Origin of the sequence: Nitrosomonas sp., assembly GCA_031316255.1 — a bacterium.
In the GTDB taxonomy this organism is placed as follows: Bacteria; Pseudomonadota; Gammaproteobacteria; order Burkholderiales; family Nitrosomonadaceae; genus Nitrosomonas.
In genome coordinates this window covers 468,549-491,779 of sequence record JALDQW010000001.1, presented here as the reverse complement: position 1 = coordinate 491,779, position 23,231 = coordinate 468,549, and the positions used below count along the sequence as shown (strand labels likewise).

Below are 23,231 nucleotides of genomic sequence, written 5' to 3'. Positions count from 1 at the left end.
ATGATTGCTCCAGATTTGGAAGTGAGCTTGCATATGGCTTTTGTCGAATCGAGGCAGAAACGCCATGAATTTATTACGGTGGAGCACTTATTGCTGGCCATGATTGATAATGCCAGTGCAGCCGAGGTTTTAAACGCGTGTCTGGTCGATCTGGAAGACTTGCGTACTATTTTGTTGGATCATATTTCCCGTCATACGCCCATTATCAACAGCGATTCAGAAGTGGATACGCAGCCTACCCTAGGCTTTCAGCGCGTCATTCAAAGGGCTATACTTCATGTCCAGTCTTCGGGAAAAAAAGAGGTGACGGGCGCAAATGTGCTTGTTGCAATATTTGGCGAGAAGGACTCGCATGCGGTTTATTTTTTGCAGCAAAGAGGGGTAAGCCGGCTGGATGTGGTGAATTTTATATCGCATAATATTCGTAAAACACCTCCAGGAAATGAGAACAAGGCGATTGGCGAGAGTGAGCAGGAACAGGTGCAACAACAGGAGCAAGGCCCGGCGGGTAACAACATATTGGAGAACTATACGGTTAATCTGAATATGCTCGCGCTAACCAATAAAATTGATCCTTTGGTTGGCCGTGATCAGGAAATTGAACGCGTTATTCAAACCTTATGTCGTAGACGCAAAAATAACCCACTGCTGGTCGGTGAAGCAGGTGTCGGTAAAACGGCCATTGCAGAAGGACTTGCCAAACGCATTGTAGAAGGAAATGTCCCTGAACTGCTTTTAAATCATCAAGTCTACGCGTTGGATATGGGCGCATTATTGGCGGGCACCAAATATCGTGGCGATTTTGAACAACGGTTAAAAGCGGTGATCAAGCAATTGATTGATAATCATGAAACCGTCCTCTTTGTGGATGAAATTCATACGTTGATCGGCGCGGGCGCGGCTTCCGGTGGTGTACTGGATGCATCCAATCTGTTGAAACCAGTTTTGAATACCGGTCAGCTGCGGTGTATCGGTGCCACGACATATACGGAATACCGCGGTATTTTTGAGAAAGATCATGCCTTATCCAGGCGTTTTCAACAAATCGACATACAAGAACCGACTGTGAGTGAGACGATAGCGATTTTGCGCGGTTTGAAGTCGCGATACGAATCGCATCATAATGTCAAATATACTGCCAGTGCATTAAGTTCGGCTGCTGAGCTGTCAGAACGCTACATTAATGACAGGCATTTGCCGGATAAGGCGATTGATGTCATCGATGAAGCCGGTGCTGCGCAGCGGATAATGCCCAAGTCAAAGAAACGAAAGATCATTGGCAAATCAGAGATCGAAAATGTGATTGCCAAAATCGCGCGTATTCCGCCCCAGAACATATCCAGTAACGACCGCAATCGTTTGAAAACGCTGGAGCGCGATATGAAATCGGTCGTGTTTGGGCAGGACAAGGCGATCAATTCCTTGTGCGCAGCGATCAAGATGGCCAGAAGCGGGCTTGGTAATCCACGAAAACCCGTCGGCTCATTTCTGTTTTCTGGCCCTACCGGAGTTGGAAAGACGGAAGTTGCGCGACAGCTTGCATATGCGCTGGGTATCCAGTTGCATCGATTTGACATGTCTGAATATATGGAAAGGCATGCTGTGTCGCGCTTGATTGGTGCGCCGCCGGGCTATGTGGGATTCGATCAGGGCGGCCTGTTAACAGAGACAGTGGTCAAACATCCCTATGCAGTGCTGTTGCTTGATGAAATTGAAAAAGCCCATACGGATATCTTTAATATTCTGCTGCAAGTTCTGGATTACGGGACATTGACAGATAATAATGGCCGTAAGGCAGATTTCCGTAATGTCATTATTATCATGACGACAAATGCAGGTGCCGAATCACTCACAAAATCGACGATTGGATTTACCACGTCGGCCCAGGCGGGTGATGAAATGGCTGATATCAAGCGGATGTTTTCACCGGAATTCAGAAATCGGCTGGATGCAATCATCTCATTCTCATCGTTGAATGAAGACGTCATCTTACAGGTCACCGATAAATTCCTGATGCAACTTGAAGCGCAATTGCAAGAGAAAAAAGTCGAAGCCACTTTTACCGACAATTTGCGTAAGTTTCTTGCAAAAAATGGTTTTGACCCGCTTATGGGCGCGCGGCCGATGGAGCGCCTTATTCAGGATACCATACGCAGCGCGCTGGCTGACGAACTGTTGTTCGGTCGTTTGGTCAACGGCGGGAAAGTCACTGTAGATATCGATCTGAATGATACTGTAATGCTTTCTTTTGAGGAAGAAACGGTTCCGGCTTAATCATCTTCAGCAGTTTCAAGGCTGCAACGGCAACAGGTGCCGTAACTATGGTATTTTTCAGGAAACTAAAAACAGTGTGGCTGTTGAAACAATATTTGGACAGCGCCGCACTGTTTTTTCTTGCGGGTATCCTGTTTTTTCCGGTCGTGCCGGTTAATGCGCAACCACAAACGCCAATCTATCAATGGCGGCTCGCGATGTCCTGGCCTGAAGGAACCCCCATGTTGCATAATGCCGCAGCGCGTTTTGCGCGGAACGTGGAAAACATGTCCGGCGGGCGCTTTACAATTACTGTCGATTCCCCTGGGCGGCATAAAGCGCCGTTGTCTATTCTGGATATGGTGCGATCCGGTGCATACGAGATGGGCCATAGCGCATCGTATTATTACAAAGGCAAGGATCCTGCGACCACATTCTTTACCACCACGCCTTTCGGCATGAATCCAACTGAAATGAATGCCTGGTACTACTACGGTGGCGGACTTGAATTGCTGAACAAGGTTTATGCGCGTCATAATGTTGTGGCATTTCCGGCAGGTAATACGCATATTCAAATGGGCGGATGGTTCAGAAAAGAAATCAAATCCGTTCAGGACCTGAAAGGATTAAAAATACGTATGCCGGGACATGCGGGTGAAGTTGTCGGCAAAGCAGGAATGAATCCCGTGAGTATTCCACCCGGCGAGCTGTATACTGCACTGGAGCGGGGCACGATCGACGCCGTCGAATGGGTCGGGCCTGCCAATGATATTAAAATGGGTTTTCATGAAATTGCGCCTTATTACTATACAGGCTGGCATGAGCCCGGTGCGGAAGTTCATCTCTTCGTCAACAAGCCTAAATTTGACGCTTTGCCGGATGACCTGAAGGCAATTATCGCTATCGCTGCCAAGGAGGTTTCGTTCGATATGCTGTCTGAATCTTTTTTCCGTAATGCAATTGCGTGGGAAGAGATGAAAAACCAGAGTGATATCAAAATTCGTACATTGCCTGAAGATGTCCTCGATCTGTTTAAAAAAGCAAATGAAGAACTCTTGGACGAAGTAGCCGCAAAATCACAACTCGCAATGGAAGTTATTGCGAGTCAACGTGCTTTTCTTGAGAGAGCAAAAGACTGGTCAAAAATTACCGATGAAGATTACCTGCGGCTGAGATAATTTTCAACGCCAGCGTGATTTTCAGTTTTCTTTCCATTAGCGCCTCTCCGGGGCGAATCCATGAAACATTTTTGTGAGTGTTGATCTTATATACTGTGTACAGTGGTAATAATGGTAATATATGCAGTTTCTCAGTTTCTTAAATTATATAAAGTGATAAAGGTCTGATAACACCATGTTTTCGCAGAGTCATACGATAGAGAACGTTGATCCGGATTTATGGCAAGCCATGAAAGGCGAGATGCAACGGCAGGAAGAATATATTGAATTAATCGCATCAGAGAACTATGCCAGTCCGGCGGTGATGCAGGCACAAGGTTCCGTGCTGACCAACAAATATGCCGAAGGGTATCCAAGAAAACGATACTACGGTGGTTGCAATTATGTGGATGCCGTCGAGCAGTTGGCGATAGACCGGCTTAAGGCATTGTTCAACGCTGAATATGTCAATGTTCAACCGCATTCCGGTTCACAGGCCAATGCGGCTGTTTATCTTTGCGCGCTTAAACCAGGCGATACTTTGCTCGGGATGTCGCTTGCGCACGGCGGGCATTTAACGCATGGCGCGACGGTGAATATGAGCGGTAAGATTTTTAATTCCGTGTCGTACGGATTGCGTCCGGATACCGAGGAACTTGATTACGATCAGGTTGAACAATTGGCGCATGAACATAAGCCAAAAATGATCGTGGCCGGTGCTTCCGCTTATGCCCGCGTGATCGACTGGAAGCGCTTTCGTAAAATCGCCGATTCAGTGGGCGCTTATCTGTTTGTCGACATGGCGCATTATGCGGGTCTGATTGCTGCCGGTTATTATCCGAATCCGGTTGGTATTGCCGATTTTGTCACCAGCACCACGCATAAAACACTGCGCGGGCCGCGTGGTGGCATCATCATGGCCAACCCCGAGCATGAAAAAGCGCTTAATTCAGCGATTTTTCCGCAGACCCAGGGTGGCCCGCTCATGCATGTGATCGCGGCAAAAGCGGTTGCGTTCAAGGAAGCCTCAACAAAGGAATTCAAGAAATATCAGGAACAGGTCATCGAAAACGCGCGCGTCATGGCAAAAATACTGCAAATGCGCGGTTTGCGTATCGTGTCCGGCAAGACGGACTGTCACATGTTTCTTGTCGATCTGCAAGCAATTAACCTCACCGGAAAGGAAGCCGAAGCGGTGCTCGAACACGCGCATATTACGGTGAATAAAAACGCCATTCCGAACGATCCGCAAAAACCGTTTGTTACCAGCGGTATCCGTATCGGTTCGCCAGCGATGACTACCCGTGGATTCAAGGAACTGGAAGCCGAACAGCTGGCAAACATGATTGCCGATGTACTCGAGGCGCCGAATGATGCCGCCGTTATTTCACGGGTAGCCGGAGAAGCAAAAGCACTCTGCGCAAAATTCCCGGTTTATAGAAAATGAGTTGAACTGACTGTTGCAAACGCTGAGCGCAGTATGATCACTTACGCGAGCACTCGATCATGAAATGTCCTTTTTGTAATGCGGACGATACCAATGTCATCGATTCTCGCGTAAGTGAAGAAGGGAACCGTATCCGCCGCAGGCGGCGTTGTCCGGCCTGCGACAAACGGTTTACCACCTACGAAACTGTTGAATTGCGTTTGCCCCAGGTGGTCAAGCATGACGGCACGCGCGCCGAATTTGATCGCAACAAATTGCTGACCGGGTTCAAACGCGCGCTGCATAAACGCCCGGTGCCTACCGATTATGTCGACGCCGCGATTGACCGCATCATACAAAAATTCCTGGGTCTCGGTGAACGCGAAGTGACTTCCAGAAGTATAGGTGAGAGCGTCATGGAAGAACTCTACAAGCTCGACAAGGTTGCCTATATCCGGTTTGCGTCAGTGTATAAAAGTTTCCAGGATGTCGATGATTTCCGCGATGCAATCCGCGAGGTGAATGAGGTCGATGAAACCAGAGAAGATGAAACAGACGGAGAAGCAAACTCGCCCGGAAAGTAGTCTGTACAAGTCGCATCACTTAAAGGGCGCTTATGTTTAAGCCCATAGACCATGTCATGATGTCGCAAGCTCTGCAACTGGCTGAAAAAGGGCTTAATACGACGTCACCAAACCCGCGCGTCGGCTGCGTCATTACACAGGATGACCGAATAGTCGGCAGCGGCTGGCATGAAAAAGCGGGCCAGGCGCATGCGGAAATCAATGCATTGTCAATGGCCGGTGATCAAGCGCATGGCGCAACCGCCTATGTCACGCTTGAGCCATGCAGTCATCATGGCCGCACGCCGCCTTGTGTCGATGCATTAATCAAGGCTGGCATCGCCCGCGTCGTAATTGCCATGGAAGATCCCAATCCACTGGTGCTGGGTAATGGTATTAAAGCCCTGAGACAAGCCGGAATCGACGTTCAGACAGGATTGCTGCACGAACAGGCGCAGGCACTCAACATCGGTTTCGTAACACGCATACAGCATGGCCGACCGTGGGTGCGGCTGAAAATCGCCGCAAGCCTGGACGGCAAAACTGCATTGAACAACGGGCTGAGTCAGTGGATCACCAGCGAGCCCGCGCGCAAGGACGGCCATCGCTGGCGCGCGCGTTCATGCGCGATGATGACGGGTATCAATACTGTTCTCGCTGATAATGCGCGTCTGACCGTGCGCCATATTCCGACATCCCGGCAGCCTAAAAAAATCATCATCGATAACCGCCTGCAGATTCCACTCGATGCCAATGTGCTGCAGGGCGAAGAAACATTTGTTTTTACCGCCGCTGCTGCAAACACCGAGAAGATTAGCGCACTGGAAAAAATGGGTGTGCGAGTACTGGTTTGCGGAAAGGCGGATAAAGTCGATCTGATCGCCATGATGGCAACATTGGCTGAACAGGAACTCAATGAAATACTCGTCGAAGCCGGCAGCGGGCTGAATGGCGCTCTGCTTCAGACCGGGCTTGTGGATGAACTCATTATTTATATGGCGCCCAGTCTTCTGGGGAGTGACGCAAAAGCCATGCTTCAGTTACCTGAATTGACCCGTCTCGATCAGAAAATTGCGCTCAGGATAGTAGATGTACGCATGATCGGGCAGGATATCCGGGTGATTGCACGGCTTTGATGCATATGTTATGAACCGGGCGTCTGGCTTTTAAGCAAGGTTCGGCTCATGCATAATACAGGTTGATAACAAAAAAGGCCTGTCATGAGTTGGAAGCAATCGTTGGTTGACCTGATGTTGAGTTCGGGCAGTGTGATATTGCCGGAGGATTGGAAGCGTAAGGCCATAACGCGACTACAAGACTTTAACCCATACTGTGTTATAGCGACCAATCAAGACCTTCTACGCGCAGCGCGGCTGGCTTGGGTCAAAGCCGCGCTGGAAATGCTGGATACGGTCAAAGAAAGTGCGCAGTCCAGCGGCATGGCGTTTGATCAGAAAAATGGCATTCTGCGTTTTGAGGCGATAGCGCGCCAAAGCCTGATCAAAATTCGATCCGATGCGCTTGACCGGTGCACACATCCCGGTGACAGTCCGATTGATCATCACCTGGAAACAACCATCAATGGCGCGTCCGAATTCATTTCGCCGGGCGAGAATCGTTCATTGGTTCAACCATTAACCCTGGGCTTTGACCAAACGATTGCAGCGATAACCGGATGGCCGGTGCATGAAATACCCGCCATGTTCAAACAGATTGCGCGAGATGGCCTTCCTACGGTGGATCAAGGTGAGCAACGGAGGCCTTTTGGCGAATTGGTCTTTGCCGCTTTTGCAGAAATCCTTAAAAATCCGGATCAATATCCCGAAGCAGGAGCGGCGTTTACCATCGCCATGCAGAATGCTGCGCGCAAGCTGTCTGATGAAATACTGGCTATTGTCCGGGGCATCGATGAAAAAGTGGATGCATTGATCGAACAAACCCAGAAATCAAATCCCGCCGTCAGCGAGAAAGCTCTCGTTGCCAGATATCGCGAACAATGCATCGTCGCATGGTCGCAGCCGATATACAAAATCGACAAACAATTTACACCATTGACGCTGTTGTTGGACCGCGGCGATGATACTCAGGGTGATCGATACCAGCCGCAAGACAGGACGTATTATGACCTGCGAGAGATATTGAACGCTGTCGATCCGGATCAAACACGGGTCATCGTCGTTACCGGAGGGCCGGGCAGCGGCAAAAGCACGTTGCTGCGCCGTCTGGAACTTGATCTGGCCAGACAAGCATTGGATGAGAATGGTGATGCTGAGGATTCGGTGCCGCTGACTTTGTTTCGTCCGTTAAACGCTTTCGGACAGGATGGCAGGATTCCTGAACCCTATGACTGGCTTGCAGCGCACTGGACACGGGTAACCGATGGTTTGCTGGATTTCAAAACCCTGTTTCAGAAACCGTTAATCCTGTTGCTCGATGGCTTGAACGAAATGCCGCGCGCAGGATTGATGGCCTGGAAAAATTTTTTAAACGATCTGGTGCAGCATCATCAGAACGTGTGCGTTATTTTCAGTTGTCGCACGCGCGATTACGGCAGCCAGCTCACCACCAAGGAATTGCCGCGCGTGCCGCAGGTCGAAATCACGCCGTTAGACGATACGCAGGTAGAGAAGTTTCTGCAGGTGTATAGTCCGGACACTGCGGCGCATTTGTGGGATCAACTCAAGGGTTCCGAACAGCTTGATTTATACCGTTCCCCGTATTATCTCAAGTTGTTGATCGATCAGACCAGCGATGGTCAAATACCCGAAGGCCGCGCGGCATTATTTACCGGTTTTGTGCGCGCCATGCTCGCGCGTGAAATGGACAACACTCGTTTGCGCAATGCGGATTGGCTGTTGACGCAACGCGATCTGAAACATATCGGAAAATGGCGCGATGCTTATGAATTGCCTGGCCGTGGCGTCTTGTTTAACGCACTGGCGGATTTTGCGTTTCAATTGCAAACCCAGCGCAGCGATGGCGACACGGAAAACACCGGCAACAAAATGCAGGTGCGCATCGATATTGACGATGCGCTCGACTGCTTGTCAACGCATGTAAAAGAAGAATCGCAGCGTGAATATTTGCTTGATGCCGCCGTCGATCTGCAAATTCTGGATATGCCGGGTGACGATGTGTTGTTCGTGCACCAATTGTTGCAGGAGTATTTTGCCGCGCGGCATCTGGCAGCGCATTTAAATACTGCGCAAAAGGCGAACGATGCGAATCAAAGCGCAGAATTAGTCAAATTGGCCGCAGCAGCCTGGCTTGAGGCCGATATTTTGCCGACTGTACAAGAGGAACTTGCAATCTTGCCGCGCTCGGGTACTTTGTCTGATCTGCCGACAACCGGCTGGGAAGAAACGTTCATGCTCACGGCGGCGATGACCGATGCACCCGATGGTTTTCTGCATACGCTGGCGCAGATCAATCTGCCGCTCGCGTGGCGCTGTGCGGCGCAGCCCGATGTAAAAGTTTCAGATGAGTTGCGCCGCGATGTGCAACAACGATTGGTCGCGCGCAGCCGTGATCCGGCAACCGATTTGCGTGCACGCATTCACGCGGGCGATGCGCTCGGCCGACTGGGCGATCCGCGGTTTGAACCGCGGCAGGGCAAGCATAACCGTTATGTGTTGCCGCCGATGGTTGAAATCGAAGGCGGAATCTACAGCATCGGCAGCGATAAAGGTATCGCAGACAATGAATCGCCGCGGCATGACGTCGAGCTTGAGCCGTTTGCATTGGGTCAGTTTCCGGTGACTAACGCGGAATTCAAATGCTTTATCGATGCGGGGGGGTACGACGATGAACGCTGGTGGGATACGTTAGAGGCGCAGCGCTGGCGGCGCGGCGAAGGTACAGGTGAAGCAGGCCGGGAAAACTTACGCAACGTTCGCGATCAGCTTAAAAACGATGCGACATTGTTTTCGAAAGCTGTTGAGGAACTAGCCTAGACTGAGGAACTGGTCCAGCGATGGAACAGTTATTTTGAAATGACCGATGAAGCGTTTGAAGCAATGCTAGGGGATCAGTGGCCGGATCAGCGTTTTATACAGCCCTATAACTGGAATGATCAGAAATTTAATGTCCCAAACCAGCCGGTTGTCGGGATTTGCTGGTTTGAGGCACGCGCGTACTGTGCCTGGTTGAGCGCGCAGACGGGACAACATTACCGGCTGCCGAGCGAAGCGGAATGGGAAGCTGTCGCTGGCGGCAAAGCGGGCAGGCGCTATCCTTGGGGCGATGCATTCGATGCGACAATGTGCAATACGATTGAAACCCGGCTGCGGCGCGTGACGCCAGTGGGTGTTTTTCCAGCCAGCGACACGCCGTCGTCGGTATCAGAAGCCAGTATTGCGGATTTGCTGGGTAATGTCTGGGAATGGACCGGCAGTCATTATCAGGCTTATCCGTACCGGGCCGGTGATGGCCGGGAAGCGGTCGACGGTGATTCCCGGCGCGTGTTGCGCGGCGGCTCGTGGTTCTACAGCGGCAGGTCCTGCCGTTCTGCCATCCGTAGTCACCTTGATCCGTCTCTTCGCTACGACAGCGACGGCTTTCGTCTTGCCCGAGGTCACTGAGCTCAGTCAGGCAGGTCAGGCCAGGTCTGCCGGCAGCCACCATTTGGCAGCCGCGCGACGGAGCGCGCGGGGGACAAATGGGGGGTGGCGGCAATGCGCAGCAAAAAACGCGATTTGAGAAGGGGTTTTTGGGTTTGGAATTCCGATCTGTTCATCGATGAATTGACCGTCGATTAAGCTGCGGCTTGTTTTTTCTCGTACACAAACTTGCCTTCGCCCTTGACGATGTTGCGCACGAACGATTCGAACATCAGCAGCGTCCATAGCGGCGCGCTGTAGTCGCGTTTGCCGGACTGGTGATGGTCGACGAGTTCTTCAAGATAGTCGCGGTTGAAAATGCCGGTTTCGGCGAGTACCGGGCCTAAAACGGCGTCGCGCACGCGCTGGCGCAACGGGCCGCGGAACCAGTCGGCGGTCGGTATCGAGAATCCCATTTTGTTGCGGTAGAGGATGTTGTCGGACAGATGCGGCTCGAGCGCTTTTTTGAAAATATACTTGCCTTCGCCATTCTTGAGTTTAATCGAGGCGGGCAGGGTGGAAATCCATTCGACGAACTCATGGTCAAGCAGCGGCACCCGGACTTCGAGCGCGTGCGCCATGCTGGCGCGGTCGACTTTGGTGAGGATGTCGCCGACCAGATAGGTCTTCATGTCGAGATACTGCACGCGCGACAGCGGATCGTCTGTGGGGCATTGTTCTGCGTAGGCGCGCAGCACATTGACCGCCTGGTATGCCTGCAGGTCTTTTTTAAACGATGGCGCAAACAGGCGCCGGCGCATGGCGTCGCTCAGGATCGAGACGCTGTGAAAATAGCCTTCGACGGAATCGCGCGCGAGCGCTTCGAATGTAGCCTTGGCGCGAAAGACGCGCGGCGCCCAGTCGGCCTTGGGATAAACAAGACCGAGAAAACCGAATAGCGGTTTACGGACGGATAACGGCAGCGAGGCGCGCATTTTTTCTTCGAGCATATACCAGCGATAACGCCTGTAGCCGGCGAAATTCTCATCGCCGCCATCGCCCGAGAGCGCTACGGTGACGCGTTCGCGCGCGAGTTCGCAAACGCGGTAGGTCGGCAGTGCTGAACTGTCGGCATACGGTTCGTCGTACAGCAAGGCCAGTTTGTCGATGAGGTCGAAATCGTCGTGTTCGACCTGTTTGACATGGTGGTTGGTGTGGTAGCGGTCGGCGACTTCCTGCGCGTAGCGCGATTCGTTGAATGCGGGATCGCCGAACGAGATCGAACAGGTATTGACGGGTTCATTCATAATGCCGCTCATCATCGCGACTACCGCGCTTGAATCGACGCCGCCGGACAGGAACGCACCGAGCGGCACTTCCGTCATCAGGTGGATATCGACGGATTCGCGCAGCTTGGCGATCAACGTTTCCTGAACTTCGGATTCGTCGATTGTGTCCCGCCGGTTAAACGGCACGTCCCAGTATTGCTGCGGCTGCACATCTGTTTGTCCCCGTTGCACTTTCAGCATAAAGCCCGGCGACAGTTTGCTCGCCTGTTTGAAGATTGTTTTCGGCTCCGGAATATAACCGTAGGCAAAATAGTCTTCCACGGCGCAGGGGTCCATTTCCCGGCTTAATTCCGGGTGCGCGATAATTCCCTTGAGTTCGGATGAAAAAACAAACTGGCCGTTATCCAGCAGCGCATAGTACAGCGGTTTGATGCCGAGGCGGTCGCGTGCAAGAAACAATACTTCCTGGTTTCTGTCCCACAGGCCGAACGCAAACATGCCGCGGAAATGGTTGACGCATTGTTCGCCCCATTCTTCCCAGGCGTGCACAATGACTTCGGTATCGCAATGTGTTTTAAACTGATGTCCGGCTTCGATCAGCCGTTTCGCAAGAATCTGATAGTTATAGATCTCGCCATTGAAGACCACAACAACGCTGCCATCTTCGTTAAAAAGCGGTTGCTGACCGCTGGCGACATCCATAATCGACAAGCGGCGATGGCCGAGTCCCAGGCCCGGTTCGGTATACAATTCACCCTCGTCGGGTCCGCGATGAAGCTGGGTCTGGTTCATTCGTTCAAGCAGCGACCGGTCAATTTCATTTTTACTGCGGGTATCAAGCAGGCCCACAATTCCGCACATAGTTTTTTCTCACTTTTGATTTGATGTTTTGAACAGGTTTGTTTTTATCTTGAAATCCGTAAAAAAAACCAGACAGCAATATGAAATGTTATTCTACGCAAGATTTTTTATACGCTCCAGAACATTTCTCGATGAATGGGTGCTTGCGCGTCTAAACAAATCATTTGTCGTTGCAGTATATAATTAATCGTTTTTTTATTACGGTTGAAATAAAACCAAGAATTGGGTGTAATCAGGCAATGAATTATATTGATGTTTTTAATGGCGATGCCGACGGCATCTGTTCGCTGGTTCAGATACGCAACGCAAATCCACAAAATACACGGTTAATAACCGGCGTCAAGCGCGATATCGATTTGCTCAAACGTTTAGATGCGAGCCCGGATGATCATATTACCGTACTCGATATTTCGTATGAAAAAAACAGCGCTGACGTACAGCGATTGCTGGATCAGGGTGCGGTGATCGAATACTTTGATCATCATAAAAGCGGTGCGATGGCAAACCACCCGCGGTTGAAAACGGTAATTAATGATCAGTCGTCGACCGTGTGCACGGGATTGCTGGTCGATCAACATATTGGCGGACAATTTCGTGCATGGGCGCTGGTCGCGGCATTTGGCGACAATCTGAATGACGTGGCCATGGCGCTGGGCAAGGAATCCGGGTTCGATCAGGAATCGTTGGGTCTGCTGCAGCGGTTGGGCGTTTATATCAACTACAACAGTTACGGCGAGAGCCTGTCCGACCTGTTTTTTCATCCGGATGCGCTTTTTCAACATCTGCAACCATACGCCACGCCATTTGATTTCATGCAGGACAACAAAACGATTTTCAGTACCCTGGAGACGGGCTATAAGGAAGACATGGCAATGGCGGAAGCAAGCACCTATCTGTACCAAACTGACGAATCCGCTGCAATTTTGTTTCAGAATGCACAATGGGCGCGTCGCGTCAGCGGCGTGTATATCAACGATCTGGCCAATCGGTATCCCGCGCGGGCGCATGCCCTTATCACCGAAAATGCCGATGGCACCCTTAGAATCAGCATTCGTTCACCGCTTGAACGAAAAGGACTGCATGCTGACGAATTGGCAAGCCAATTTGTTTCCGGTGGCGGAAGAAAGGGAGCGGCCGGAATCAATGCGCTGCCTGCAGATGAATTCAACCGGTTTATCGATACGTTTAAGGCGTTTTTTCAATAAAAAGAATCGGCAGGCTTTTACTCATGGCAATGGGTTTAAGCGGCGGTAGCATCAAACATCGGGCAGCAGCAGATTCTGAAATGGGTGATAATTTTTCCAGCGATAGGTTTTAAAATCTCGCGTGTCGGTGGAGAGAATTTGACCGTGCCCTAATTCTTCTGCGAGCAGAACTAAAGGTGTATCGGTTAAATCCATTGGCAAATCTTCATATTGTTTGATTAATTGGCGAATTCTGATTAGATGTGAAGTTTGCAGATCAAAAACCTCGATATAACCCGTTTCTAAAACCGAAATAAATCTTAATTGACTGGACACACCCAGGCGCTTACCCAATAAATAACTGGTTTCAGTAACAACAGGCCAAGTCGTTATCAAGACTTCTTCGAGCTTCTGCATTTGTTCAACAGCCATTGAATGAAATCGATCTTTAGCGTTAAAAAATGCAAGCCAGAATCCGGTATCACTCAATTAGCATTAATAATGCTTTTCTAAGCTGCCTGTGCGGCAGCGAACCAAAAGCATGCGCGTTGAAGGTGGCCAGTATTTTTCTAAGCTGCCTGTGCGGCAGCGAACATTTTTAACGCAGCCGCAGCCGCAGCGATTCATTTCTAAGCTGCCTGTGCGGCAGCGAACGTTTGGTTTGTGCCATATAATGTCCTGTCTCATTTCTAAGCTGCCTGTGCGGCAGCGAACGACGTGATTATTTCAGCCGCGCCGGGGTCTATTTTCTAAGCTGCCTGTGCGGCAGCGAACCTGGAACCGCCGAAAAATCAGAACTTGCCGAATTTCTAAGCTGCCTGTGCGGCAGCGAACGATGTTGGGTACTCCGTACTAACTACGTACTGTTTCTAAGCTGCCTGTGCGGCAGCGAACATCAAAAAGCGGGGCAATCGGTCCGCGGAATTTTTCTAAGCTGCCTGTGCGGCAGCGAACGCTGTAATCATCTGCGCGCCTACCGATTGACTTTTCTAAGCTGCCTGTGCGGCAGCGAACCTTCGGTATGAATACCGCCGCATTCTATACACTTTCTAAGCTGCCTGTGCGGCAGCGAACACCGCTCGGTCGTTTTGGCGAATCCGCAAGTTTTTCTAAGCTGCCTGTGCGGCAGCGAACATCAGTTGGTGTGCTGCCTACAACACCGGTGTTTTCTAAGCTGCCTGTGCGGCAGCGAACCTACCAAGTATTCATCATCGCTGGCTTCATTTTTTCTAAGCTGCCTGTGCGGCAGCGAACCCGGCGTCGGGCAGCTTATCAGACGCATTGCATTTCTAAGCTGCCTGTGCGGCAGCGAACAGCGGAACAACGGCCAACTACCTCAGCATACTTTTCTAAGCTGCCTGTGCGGCAGCGAACATTGGCGCAGGTATGAATTGCGGCCAATTGGTTTTCTAAGCTGCCTGTGCGGCAGCGAACTGAGGCTGGCATTATTGAAGTCTGCGATAGTCTTTCTAAGCTGCCTGTGCGGCAGCGAACTTAGCAGCGGTTCAGCGGAACGGCCGGGCACTTTTCTAAGCTGCCTGTGCGGCAGCGAACCAGGGTCCGACGTGCTAACCGTAACTGTGTATTTTCTAAGCTGCCTGTGCGGCAGCGAACACAAACGGCGCTGCGCCGTATAACTACATTGTTTTCTAAGCTGCCTGTGCGGCAGCGAACCGTCCGGTGCACCACGTAAACCTGTCGCTGGTTTTCTAAGCTGCCTGTGCGGCAGCGAACACCAATAAGTGATTAACCCAGGTTACGACGCATTTCTAAGCTGCCTGTGCGGCAGCGAACGTCCTTGCCGGTTCGCCTGCTCATCTTTGAGCTTTCTAAGCTGCCTGTGCGGCAGCGAACAGAGGGTCGAGGTATTCCTCAATTTGAGGATTTTTCTAAGCTGCCTGTGCGGCAGCGAACAAGCCAGCGGCATTGGCGGCCTGCTTGGGTTATTTCTAAGCTGCCTGTGCGGCAGCGAACGTGCCGGTTTGTGAGTAGTCCTTTGCTTTTTATTTCTAAGCTGCCTGTGCGGCAGCGAACTTACCAAAGGTCTCAGTGACAGGATTGTCAATTTTCTAAGCTGCCTGTGCGGCAGCGAACAACAATTCAATTGTCCGAAAGCGGAAAAAATATTTCTAAGCTGCCTGTGCGGCAGCGAACAGTACGGTTGGCACTACGGCGGTGGTTCATCTTTTCTAAGCTGCCTGTGCGGCAGCGAACGGTAGGACAATGCGCCAGGGATGTAATTCGACTTTCTAAGCTGCCTGTGCGGCAGCGAACAAAATAAAATATGGAAAATACAATTGCTGTATTTTCTAAGCTGCCTGTGCGGCAGCGAACACACGTCTCGGTCCCGTATATCAGCGCATACCTTTCTAAGCTGCCTGTGCGGCAGCGAACTAGCATCGCTGCCAAAGCTTTTTTTATGGGATTTTCTAAGCTGCCTGTGCGGCAGCGAACGGAAACTGAACGCTCTTTGAAAAGCGCATTTATTTCTAAGCTGCCTGTGCGGCAGCGAACATTTGCTGAATAGCCTGACCGCTATTAACAAATTTCTAAGCTGCCTGTGCGGCAGCGAACTGACCCATATACGTTAGTACATTAGTCCAAGCTTTCTAAGCTGCCTGTGCGGCAGCGAACCTGATCACCGAGCAGCTCAATGATCAACTCAATTTCTAAGCTGCCTGTGCGGCAGCGAACATACCCTTCGGTACTGTTAGACTACCTTCTGATTTCTAAGCTGCCTGTGCGGCAGCGAACAGACAACCCATCCATCGTTAACATATGGCCAGTTTCTAAGCTGCCTGTGCGGCAGCGAACATCGTGCCTGGTTGCAGATAGCTCTAATAACTTTTCTAAGCTGCCTGTGCGGCAGCGAACCTTGCAACGGGTGCCGATGCACGACGATATAATTTCTAAGCTGCCTGTGCGGCAGCGAACAATCTCGATAACTTCAGGCGGCGCGCCCGATATTTCTAAGCTGCCTGTGCGGCAGCGAACTTCGGCTAAACACTACGTGAATGCTCGTTTACTTTCTAAGCTGCCTGTGCGGCAGCGAACGATACCAGTAATCACCTGCGCTGGAAATCATTTTTCTAAGCTGCCTGTGCGGCAGCGAACGCGAATTGAATTCATGGAATCCTTATTGTGAATTTCTAAGCTGCCTGTGCGGCAGCGAACTGGTAAACGATACAAGAATGATCCGTTTTATTTTTCTAAGCTGCCTGTGCGGCAGCGAACTGTTGTTTCTGCGATTGACTGCTGCTCTGACATTTCTAAGCTGCCTGTGCGGCAGCGAACCCATTGAGCGGCTTGGCAATATCATCGTCGACTTTCTAAGCTGCCTGTGCGGCAGCGAACATTATTGCTGCGATTTATGGGCGATATGCTCTTTTCTAAGCTGCCTGTGCGGCAGCGAACCTTTTATATACGGATGATTAGCATCAACCGTTTTTCTAAGCTGCCTGTGCGGCAGCGAACGTTTTTCTTCATTGTCCGGCTGTGCGATTTTTTTTCTAAGCTGCCTGTGCGGCAGCGAACCCAGTTCTTCTTTGTTTCCAAGCCCTTCGTCTTTTCTAAGCTGCCTGTGCGGCAGCGAACGTTACTCGATGCTACCCTGACAAAGCTGGCTATTTCTAAGCTGCCTGTGCGGCAGCGAACGCGTAATGATCAGCTCGTCATTGCCGCTTACATTTCTAAGCTGCCTGTGCGGCAGCGAACATGGAGCGGGCAGGGCGGTTGAGCCGGTTGAATTTCTAAGCTGCCTGTGCGGCAGCGAACAACCAGTATCAAGCATGTCGCAGCATGCTATTTTTCTAAGCTGCCTGTGCGGCAGCGAACAATGCGCAACCGGAGGATCAGGCGCATCATCATTTCTAAGCTGCCTGTGCGGCAGCGAACGTACCGTACCAAAATCTGGTTGGACTTGAAGATTTCTAAGCTGCCTGTGCGGCAGCGAACTCCACGCTGGAGAGCAATGGATATCATCAACTTTTCTAAGCTGCCTGTGCGGCAGCGAACCCAGTAGGCAAAGATGGGCATTACAGAATTGATTTCTAAGCTGCCTGTGCGGCAGCGAACCAACAACCGGATCGATAACCGTATCAGGAGCTTTTCTAAGCTGCCTGTGCGGCAGCGAACAATAAGGGGACAATCATGAAAAGCAAAGATCATTTCTAAGCTGCCTGTGCGGCAGCGAACTATAGCCAACGCATCGTTGTATTCATTTGTGATTTCTAAGCTGCCTGTGCGGCAGCGAACAGCGGATGCTCGACCGGTATGCGCTGATATACTTTCTAAGCTGCCTGTGCGGCAGCGAACCGGGGCTTCTTCCAGGTCTGTCATGTGCCGCTTTTCTAAGCTGCCTGTGCGGCAGCGAACATATGGAATAAGTATAGAGAAGAATTTAGAAATTTCTAAGCTGCCTGTGCGGCAGCGAACTAATATATTGTGCCAGTTAAATTTACACAAATTTTCTAAGCTGCCTGTGCGGCAGCGAACATGACGGCTGGACATATACGGTTGACTGGGGTTTTCTAAGCTGCCTGTGCGGCAGCGAACAGGATCAGGGTTGCTCGCCTGGCTTTTCGCCATTTCTAAGCTGCCTGTGCGGCAGCGAACTATGGAATCCTGCGGTAGTTTCTGCGCTTGAATTTCTAAGCTGCCTGTGCGGCAGCGAACCAACAAGCTTTTTGATTACAGGACCAACCAAATTTCTAAGCTGCCTGTGCGGCAGCGAACCGAAGTATAACACTCAGAAAACGATAAACAACAATTGCTTAACATGAAAACAGCGGAAATACCCAAAATTTCTCCGCTATCAACAAGTAACTGATTTTATATATTTTGTTAAAGAGCAGAAGAAAATGGGTATAAATGTCACAAATAATCCGACAGCAGTTCCTGGCACCACGCCGGGACTGATGTTTGATTTAATTCAAGGCATCCGCTGCGTATCGCGCCTATTTGCTGAAACGGATTATCCGCACAAGAATTATCCAGGATGTATGCATGATCACATAACGGTAAAACCTGTTTGACCAATTGCAATACCCTGGGAATCCGTGTTTTAACTTTTTCATCCGGCACAGTGTGACCGCCTTCGCTCATGCGTTGCGCAATACGCGCAAGATTGAGCTGTATCTGTTCAAGGTGAATAAAAACCAGCACAATTTCATAACCCAATGCTTTTGCATTGGCAACAAAATCGATTTTAGAGGGATGAGAAAAAACGGTTTCAAAACAGAATGTGCGCCCGTCCTGTAAAAGCCGCAAGCGAATGGCTTCGGCAATTTTAGCCGCTTCATAGCTGTGTTGTTCGGGTTGTTCGGGATGCAATTGCTTTGCCAGAATATCTGCATTCACAAACGGTATACCGAGCGGTTCAAGTTGCAACTGGTAAAAGGTGGTTTTCCCTGCGCCGTTGCCACCCGTAAGCAGCCAGAGTTGTTTTTCTTTTTTCAAGCGGTTTTTTCGTTCAAGGGGATAAACTGACCGTTTGTAAACCGGCCGGTTGTGATTTTGTTTTGCCGATCGATACGATCCAGATAACCGGGATGTTCCGATGAAGCCTGATAGCGGTGTGCGGCGGTTGTAACACGTTTGGGCAATGTTCCGTTTTTCCGCTGTTTTTCCAGTGACTCAAAAACCACACTCGGATCGACCGGCGCGCCATAAACGGGTTCCACTTTTATTCTTGAAAGCCCCGATTTGACGGATAACACCACATCGGGGTCAAGCGTATCTGCTACAGAGCGTCCAAGCTCCGCCCAAAACTCTATCTGCTCGGCCGTGCTTCGATGAAAACGTCCGGCCGTCAGCTCTGCTGCTTTCATCAATTCTTCTTGCAACCGAATGGGGGATGCGGATTTTGCCATAACCAACCTTACACTTTATATAAACATAACAATATTGTAGCAGTTTGCTACAAATGATTTGTAATAGTTTAAATTGTGACCGCCAGACTGTTTGCGTTACAGAAAAGTCAGTCTCAACCCTAAAACTCGGGAACGGTTGCTGTGGTACTTAAACCATACGTCGTAAACAATCCGTCATTACTACTTTCCACTTCACTTTTTTTGATCCATAGGCAAAACGTGTTGCCGCTGCTCAAACTTTTTAGCCGAATAAACGGAGTAGCGATGGTTTGGTGAGGCATTTGGCTGTAACTCATTAACGTTTTTCCGCATTCCGCTCCTGCTTCAGGCTTGACACTTAATTCAACTTTACAATTCAACGCAGCTTCGTAATCCATGTTATGCCGTTTAGCATAGCGTCGCGCCAAGCGCTCCTTGCTTGTTTTGGGTTGTTTACGCTGATAAATGGCATAGCAATTAATCTTGCCCGGCACCGGGCGGATACTGGTGCAATGCACATAGTCGCTCAAACGAGCGAGCCATTTGTTTGCGTCAAACCGGGTTAGCATAGCTTCATCCGGCGCAAACAACCGCAGCTTGCTGCCCAGGGCACCGAAATTTTCACCCATTTTGTATTCGGGAAACGATAAGCCGATTGGAGCCTGTTTCTGCTCGTTCTGTATTTCAACTAGGCCGAGGTGAATTTGGTGGAAGGTTTTGGATAAAAGGAAGTATTGGTCGATATCGGCATTTCGTATTAGAGTTATTTCCTGGTAGAACTTCATGATCTAATCCTTGCCGCTTTGTCCAAAAACCCCGCCGCGCACCAATACAGCCATGACATAATGTTTCTCTATGTCAGTAAGCGCTTCTCCCAATGCATAGCGGTCGAATAGGGTATAGAAATCAGCTTTGTCTTTAGGGGTACGGAATGCTTTGCCCAGATTTGTAACTGCACCATAAGGTTCGATTGCAATTGGCCCGATTCCGGTTTCCAAGTTATCGCAACCAGGATACCAAGTATCGATTGTGCGTAAAGCATTACCTATTTTTTGCGAGTGCATCGCAGCTACACCATTGACTTCATAAAGGATTTTGCTTTTATTGCCCTTTCCTTTGTCCAAAACCAACTCTTCGCTGGGATAAACTTCTTGTGCTGTACCGATCAATGCATAAGCTTCAATGCTGATAAGCAAATAGGGCAAGCGTCCGCATAATGCCTCGGCGATTTTATTTGCGAGTGCCTGTAAATCCGAATTACTGGAATCAAAGTGATTTAGCGCAAAATCTTTAGCGCTAAAGATGAATGTCTGACCGTCTCCGGTATCGACAATCACTTCGATTTTTTCCGCGCCTACCCGGTTGCGCCATAAATACCGCCCATTAGCAATGTTAGTGGCATAGCGCCTAGCCAGCTCATTAAATCTTTCATGTTCGATGTAGGTTTGCGCAACTTTTGGATAAGATTCATTAAACTTAGGGCCGTTACTGGCTGAGGGCTTTTCTACTCCACCAAGAATCTTTAGCGTGAAATAGAGCTTCAATGTATCTTGATTTTCACCTAATGCACAAGCATCGACAGTTTGCAAATTAGGTTTTTCCACTTCAGCATTCAGTTTTAATGGATCACTCTGCATTGCTGGCTTTAATCGATTGGAAATCGTGCCGCGCACGGATTTTTCATTCAATTTTAATGCAATCGCTTTCTCCTTCTGAAAGCGTTCATTCCATGTTGTGCCATACAGATAGCCATCCGAAGATACTAGTTTCTTTTCAAAAGCCAATACGGTTGCGTCGTTTTTAACAGCCATGTTCAGTCTCCATAGGTTGATGATAAGGTTTGGCAAAGATATAAATTTTGTTCAGGTACAACACGGTATTGCCAAAGCATGTCGTCCAGTTTGGTAACGCGATAAGGCATCTTGAATTCACCCAATGTGATTACGCTTTCGGCAAAACGATGCGGTGTATCGCGGTCACGTTGATTTCTGGCTATGCCAAGCTCGGAAATGCCTTGAAAGCCGACGGCAATTGGCACTAGCCAACCCGGTATTTTGCGTTGACTGCTCCAGGTAACTTTGCCGTTCTCGTCTTGAGTACTGCGATGCATCACTTTTAGATGATCGAGTAATGCATCCAGAGCATCTTTGTTTTCTTCCTGCATAGTTTTCCGCATCAAATCGCGGCGTTCGACCAGTACATGCCCCGGCATCAAGCGATTGAGCAATTTTTTCGTTTCGTACTCGTCATCTTCATCCACCGGCAGGATTTCAACTGGTTTGACGGCCAATACGTCACCACTAGCCCATTTCATACGCTGTAGCTCGGTATCAATTAAATTTTTAAAACGATCATGATCATCGCTGTCCAGTCCGTGAAATTCAACCAGTAACGAGATTTCCAGATGACAGCGCGCTTCTTCGACGAAAGACGGGCGACTGCCGTCTTTATCCAATGGATTAGCCGTGCCGACAATCGAATGTACGAAATCGCCTCGCCCTTTGTAAGTTTGCAAATTGAATCGATGACAACTCACTGCGGCACCGATCAACTCCACCGCATTCAAGCCTTGCAAGCGAAGATGTCGCTGCAAGGCATGCACCGCACCCAGCCAGGCTGTCATTGCCGGAAAGCCAATGGTATACGGGCTGCTCATGGCATTGGCATTGTGGACTTTAAGATGCGGTATTAATAAAAAACGCCTCATGTTCATTTGAAAAACTCCTGGTCGCTATCCAGTGCTTCCGATATGAGTTTTTTCACTTCAAGCAACTCGTAGTCACTCAGTTTCACTTGAGTGTCTTTGTGCAGATACTCATAGCTACTTAACAGCCATCTGGCAAATGCTGCTTCAACCTCCTTCAGCCAATCGTCATGATTCTGCCGCTGTTCCAGCTTGGCATCATCCAGCCATATTCGCTGAGCAAGTGGTAGATTCTCATAATGCTCAGCCTCTGACCAGCCTGGGCCTGTCGTTCGAATCTGAAAAGCGCGTTGCATGACCTGGTCAATCAAAAATTTAAGCGTGTTGTGAATACCGTCTCGAATTGGTTTGTTATTGATGCTGCTTTTGATGAGACGATCCAGAGTCTGAAAACTCTCCTGAAACTGCCGTGGCCGCAGACTATTCCTGAAAAAGTTACTTGTGGGGAGTCGAATCTGGCGTTGATGCAAAGTAGGTGGAATGCTTGGCAGTAAATAAGCAATTCCTTTGTTTCTGACATTCAAATAACTTACATTACCCATCTTGGTGAATTCATTGTGACTGAATCCAACTTCAGTTAAGTTGTATATTTCATCGTATCCATCGGGTTCAAATTTGTTATTTTTCCTTAAATTACGCACGTGCTGCCCTTCAATCCAACGATCAAATGATTCAATCCTATTTTTTGCCTCAAACATCAACATTGATGCAGTAACAACTGATAGCAGGTGATAGCTATTTTTTTTCTCATCTACAGGAAAAAAGACTTGGCGAATCATTTCATGTGTGGATGGTGTCGCTTCCTTGCCATAATAAACTTCAAGACATTTAGCTTTCATCAAGGAAAAATCGATATTCAAAGAATTTAGAAACTTAATTAATTCAGGATTCTCTTCTTCAAATAATTTGATTACTGTTTTTCCATTTTTTAATCTCTTTTCAAGAAAAACATACAACTCAAATATGATTGTGTTTGTGGCGGCATTTCCAGAAACATCGACCCTTACACGGGAACGCACATTTCCAGTTTTCACATATCCATCTTTTATTTCTGATCCATAAAAAAGCAGGCTGCTCGAATCGCTTATTTTCGGATTGGTAAACTTGGCAGGATGAGTGGTCACGTAGGGTTTGGCCTTATTACAAGCATCAATAAACCAATTAGCTATCTCATATTTATCATTAGCTTCTGGCTGAAATTTAGCCTTGGCTTTCAGAACAGCTTCATCAAATTTATGTTTTTCATTAACAATTTTGTCATCATCAGAGCTATTGGTAGATTTTTCGATTAATAAATCAAGTTTCTTCTTTTTTTCTCTGGTCTCTTGAGTTATTTTCTTTTCCAAATAATCCATTTTCAGATTTTCCAGAAACTCTTTTGCTAATAAATTAATTTCGTTCATAATT

Annotated in this window: 16 protein-coding genes and 1 CRISPR repeat array; of the genes, 8 read left to right on the top strand and 8 right to left on the bottom strand. The window is 49.2% G+C overall.

Annotation, left to right across the window (positions count from 1 at the left end; translation table 11 throughout):
- From clpA to MRK00_02285, 7 genes are all read left to right on the top strand, one after another.
- Entirely contained in the window at positions 1 to 2,274 is a 2,274-nt protein-coding gene (clpA, locus tag MRK00_02315; protein ID MDR4516215.1) for an ATP-dependent Clp protease ATP-binding subunit ClpA, read from the top strand.
- Positions 2,275 to 2,348: 74 nt separating this feature from the next.
- Positions 2,349 to 3,431: a TRAP transporter substrate-binding protein gene (locus MRK00_02310; GenBank protein ID MDR4516214.1), complete on the top strand. Its 1,083-nt coding sequence runs from the start codon at positions 2,349 to 2,351 to the stop codon at positions 3,429 to 3,431.
- A 175-nt stretch (positions 3,432 to 3,606) separates the two neighbouring features.
- Positions 3,607 to 4,857, top strand: coding sequence for a serine hydroxymethyltransferase (locus MRK00_02305; GenBank protein MDR4516213.1), 1,251 nt, complete (start codon positions 3,607 to 3,609; stop codon positions 4,855 to 4,857).
- A 59-nt stretch (positions 4,858 to 4,916) separates the two neighbouring features.
- Positions 4,917 to 5,420 (top strand): transcriptional regulator NrdR, encoded by a 504-nt coding sequence (nrdR, locus tag MRK00_02300; GenBank protein MDR4516212.1) that lies wholly within the window; start codon positions 4,917 to 4,919, stop codon positions 5,418 to 5,420.
- A gap of 32 nt (positions 5,421 to 5,452) precedes the next feature.
- On the top strand, positions 5,453 to 6,535 hold the full coding sequence (gene ribD / locus MRK00_02295) for a bifunctional diaminohydroxyphosphoribosylaminopyrimidine deaminase/5-amino-6-(5-phosphoribosylamino)uracil reductase RibD (protein MDR4516211.1): 1,083 nt from the start codon (positions 5,453 to 5,455) through the stop codon (positions 6,533 to 6,535).
- Positions 6,536 to 6,619: 84 nt separating this feature from the next.
- Entirely contained in the window at positions 6,620 to 9,352 is a 2,733-nt protein-coding gene (locus MRK00_02290; GenBank protein ID MDR4516210.1) for an SUMF1/EgtB/PvdO family nonheme iron enzyme, read from the top strand.
- Positions 9,353 to 9,391: 39 nt separating this feature from the next.
- Positions 9,392 to 9,979 carry a formylglycine-generating enzyme family protein gene (locus tag MRK00_02285; protein MDR4516209.1) on the top strand — a complete coding sequence of 196 codons (588 nt, stop codon included), beginning with the start codon at positions 9,392 to 9,394 and terminating at the stop codon, positions 9,977 to 9,979.
- A gap of 173 nt (positions 9,980 to 10,152) precedes the next feature.
- Here MRK00_02285 and MRK00_02280 read toward each other — a convergent pair whose 3' ends face one another.
- Positions 10,153 to 12,087 (bottom strand): amidotransferase 1, exosortase A system-associated, encoded by a 1,935-nt coding sequence (locus MRK00_02280; protein MDR4516208.1) that lies wholly within the window; start codon positions 12,085 to 12,087, stop codon positions 10,153 to 10,155.
- Between the two features lie 239 nt (positions 12,088 to 12,326).
- Here MRK00_02280 and MRK00_02275 point away from each other — a divergent pair, with 239 nt between their 5' ends.
- On the top strand, positions 12,327 to 13,292 hold the full coding sequence (locus MRK00_02275; GenBank protein MDR4516207.1) for a DHH family phosphoesterase: 966 nt from the start codon (positions 12,327 to 12,329) through the stop codon (positions 13,290 to 13,292).
- Between the two features lie 51 nt (positions 13,293 to 13,343).
- On the opposite strand, the gene MRK00_02270 is transcribed toward MRK00_02275, so the two are convergent.
- The 7 genes from MRK00_02270 to MRK00_02240 all read right to left on the bottom strand — a co-directional run bounded on the left by MRK00_02270 (position 13,344) and on the right by MRK00_02240 (position 23,227).
- The gene (locus MRK00_02270) at positions 13,344 to 13,703 is read right to left on the bottom strand and encodes a VapC toxin family PIN domain ribonuclease (protein ID MDR4516206.1); all 360 of its coding nucleotides are present in this window, start codon (positions 13,701 to 13,703) and stop codon (positions 13,344 to 13,346) included.
- 74 nt (positions 13,704 to 13,777) lie between these two features.
- Positions 13,778 to 18,005: a CRISPR direct-repeat array (repeat unit 28 nt; unit sequence TTTCTAAGCTGCCTGTGCGGCAGCGAAC).
- A 138-nt stretch (positions 18,006 to 18,143) separates the two neighbouring features.
- The gene (locus tag MRK00_02265; protein MDR4516205.1) at positions 18,144 to 18,728 is read right to left on the bottom strand and encodes a dephospho-CoA kinase; all 585 of its coding nucleotides are present in this window, start codon (positions 18,726 to 18,728) and stop codon (positions 18,144 to 18,146) included.
- The gene (locus tag MRK00_02260; GenBank protein MDR4516204.1) at positions 18,725 to 19,141 is read right to left on the bottom strand and encodes a ParD-like family protein; all 417 of its coding nucleotides are present in this window, start codon (positions 19,139 to 19,141) and stop codon (positions 18,725 to 18,727) included. The genes MRK00_02265 and MRK00_02260 overlap by 4 nt, the downstream gene beginning before the upstream one ends.
- A gap of 119 nt (positions 19,142 to 19,260) precedes the next feature.
- Positions 19,261 to 19,905, bottom strand: coding sequence for a type I-F CRISPR-associated endoribonuclease Cas6/Csy4 (cas6f, locus tag MRK00_02255; protein ID MDR4516203.1), 645 nt, complete (start codon positions 19,903 to 19,905; stop codon positions 19,261 to 19,263).
- A gap of 3 nt (positions 19,906 to 19,908) precedes the next feature.
- A complete protein-coding gene (gene csy3, locus MRK00_02250; protein ID MDR4516202.1) occupies positions 19,909 to 20,931 on the bottom strand; it encodes a type I-F CRISPR-associated protein Csy3 in 1,023 nt (340 codons plus the stop codon).
- Between the two features lie 2 nt (positions 20,932 to 20,933).
- On the bottom strand, positions 20,934 to 21,833 hold the full coding sequence (gene csy2 / locus MRK00_02245) for a type I-F CRISPR-associated protein Csy2 (protein MDR4516201.1): 900 nt from the start codon (positions 21,831 to 21,833) through the stop codon (positions 20,934 to 20,936).
- Positions 21,830 to 23,227 (bottom strand): type I-F CRISPR-associated protein Csy1, encoded by a 1,398-nt coding sequence (locus MRK00_02240; protein ID MDR4516200.1) that lies wholly within the window; start codon positions 23,225 to 23,227, stop codon positions 21,830 to 21,832. Before MRK00_02240 ends, csy2 begins: the two co-directional genes overlap by 4 nt.
- Positions 23,228 to 23,231: the final 4 nt, after the last annotated feature.

Bases quoted from the DNA above. Each gene is read 5' to 3' on its own strand.
- clpA (MDR4516215.1), top strand. From the start codon at position 1: ATGATTGCTCCAGATTTGGAAGTGAGCTTGCATATGGCTTTTGTCGAA.
- MRK00_02305 (MDR4516213.1), top strand. From the start codon at position 3,607: ATGTTTTCGCAGAGTCATACGATAGAGAACGTTGATCCGGATTTATGG.
- nrdR (MDR4516212.1), top strand. From the start codon at position 4,917: ATGAAATGTCCTTTTTGTAATGCGGACGATACCAATGTCATCGATTCT.
- ribD (MDR4516211.1), top strand. From the start codon at position 5,453: ATGTTTAAGCCCATAGACCATGTCATGATGTCGCAAGCTCTGCAACTG.
- MRK00_02290 (MDR4516210.1), top strand. From the start codon at position 6,620: ATGAGTTGGAAGCAATCGTTGGTTGACCTGATGTTGAGTTCGGGCAGT.
- MRK00_02285 (MDR4516209.1), top strand. From the start codon at position 9,392: ATGACCGATGAAGCGTTTGAAGCAATGCTAGGGGATCAGTGGCCGGAT.
- MRK00_02280 (MDR4516208.1), bottom strand. From the start codon at position 12,087: ATGTGCGGAATTGTGGGCCTGCTTGATACCCGCAGTAAAAATGAAATT.
- MRK00_02275 (MDR4516207.1), top strand. From the start codon at position 12,327: ATGAATTATATTGATGTTTTTAATGGCGATGCCGACGGCATCTGTTCG.
- MRK00_02270 (MDR4516206.1), bottom strand. From the start codon at position 13,703: ATGGCTGTTGAACAAATGCAGAAGCTCGAAGAAGTCTTGATAACGACT.
- MRK00_02260 (MDR4516204.1), bottom strand. From the start codon at position 19,141: ATGGCAAAATCCGCATCCCCCATTCGGTTGCAAGAAGAATTGATGAAA.
- cas6f (MDR4516203.1), bottom strand. From the start codon at position 19,905: ATGAAGTTCTACCAGGAAATAACTCTAATACGAAATGCCGATATCGAC.
- csy3 (MDR4516202.1), bottom strand. From the start codon at position 20,931: ATGGCTGTTAAAAACGACGCAACCGTATTGGCTTTTGAAAAGAAACTA.
- csy2 (MDR4516201.1), bottom strand. From the start codon at position 21,833: ATGAACATGAGGCGTTTTTTATTAATACCGCATCTTAAAGTCCACAAT.
- MRK00_02240 (MDR4516200.1), bottom strand. From the start codon at position 23,227: ATGAACGAAATTAATTTATTAGCAAAAGAGTTTCTGGAAAATCTGAAA.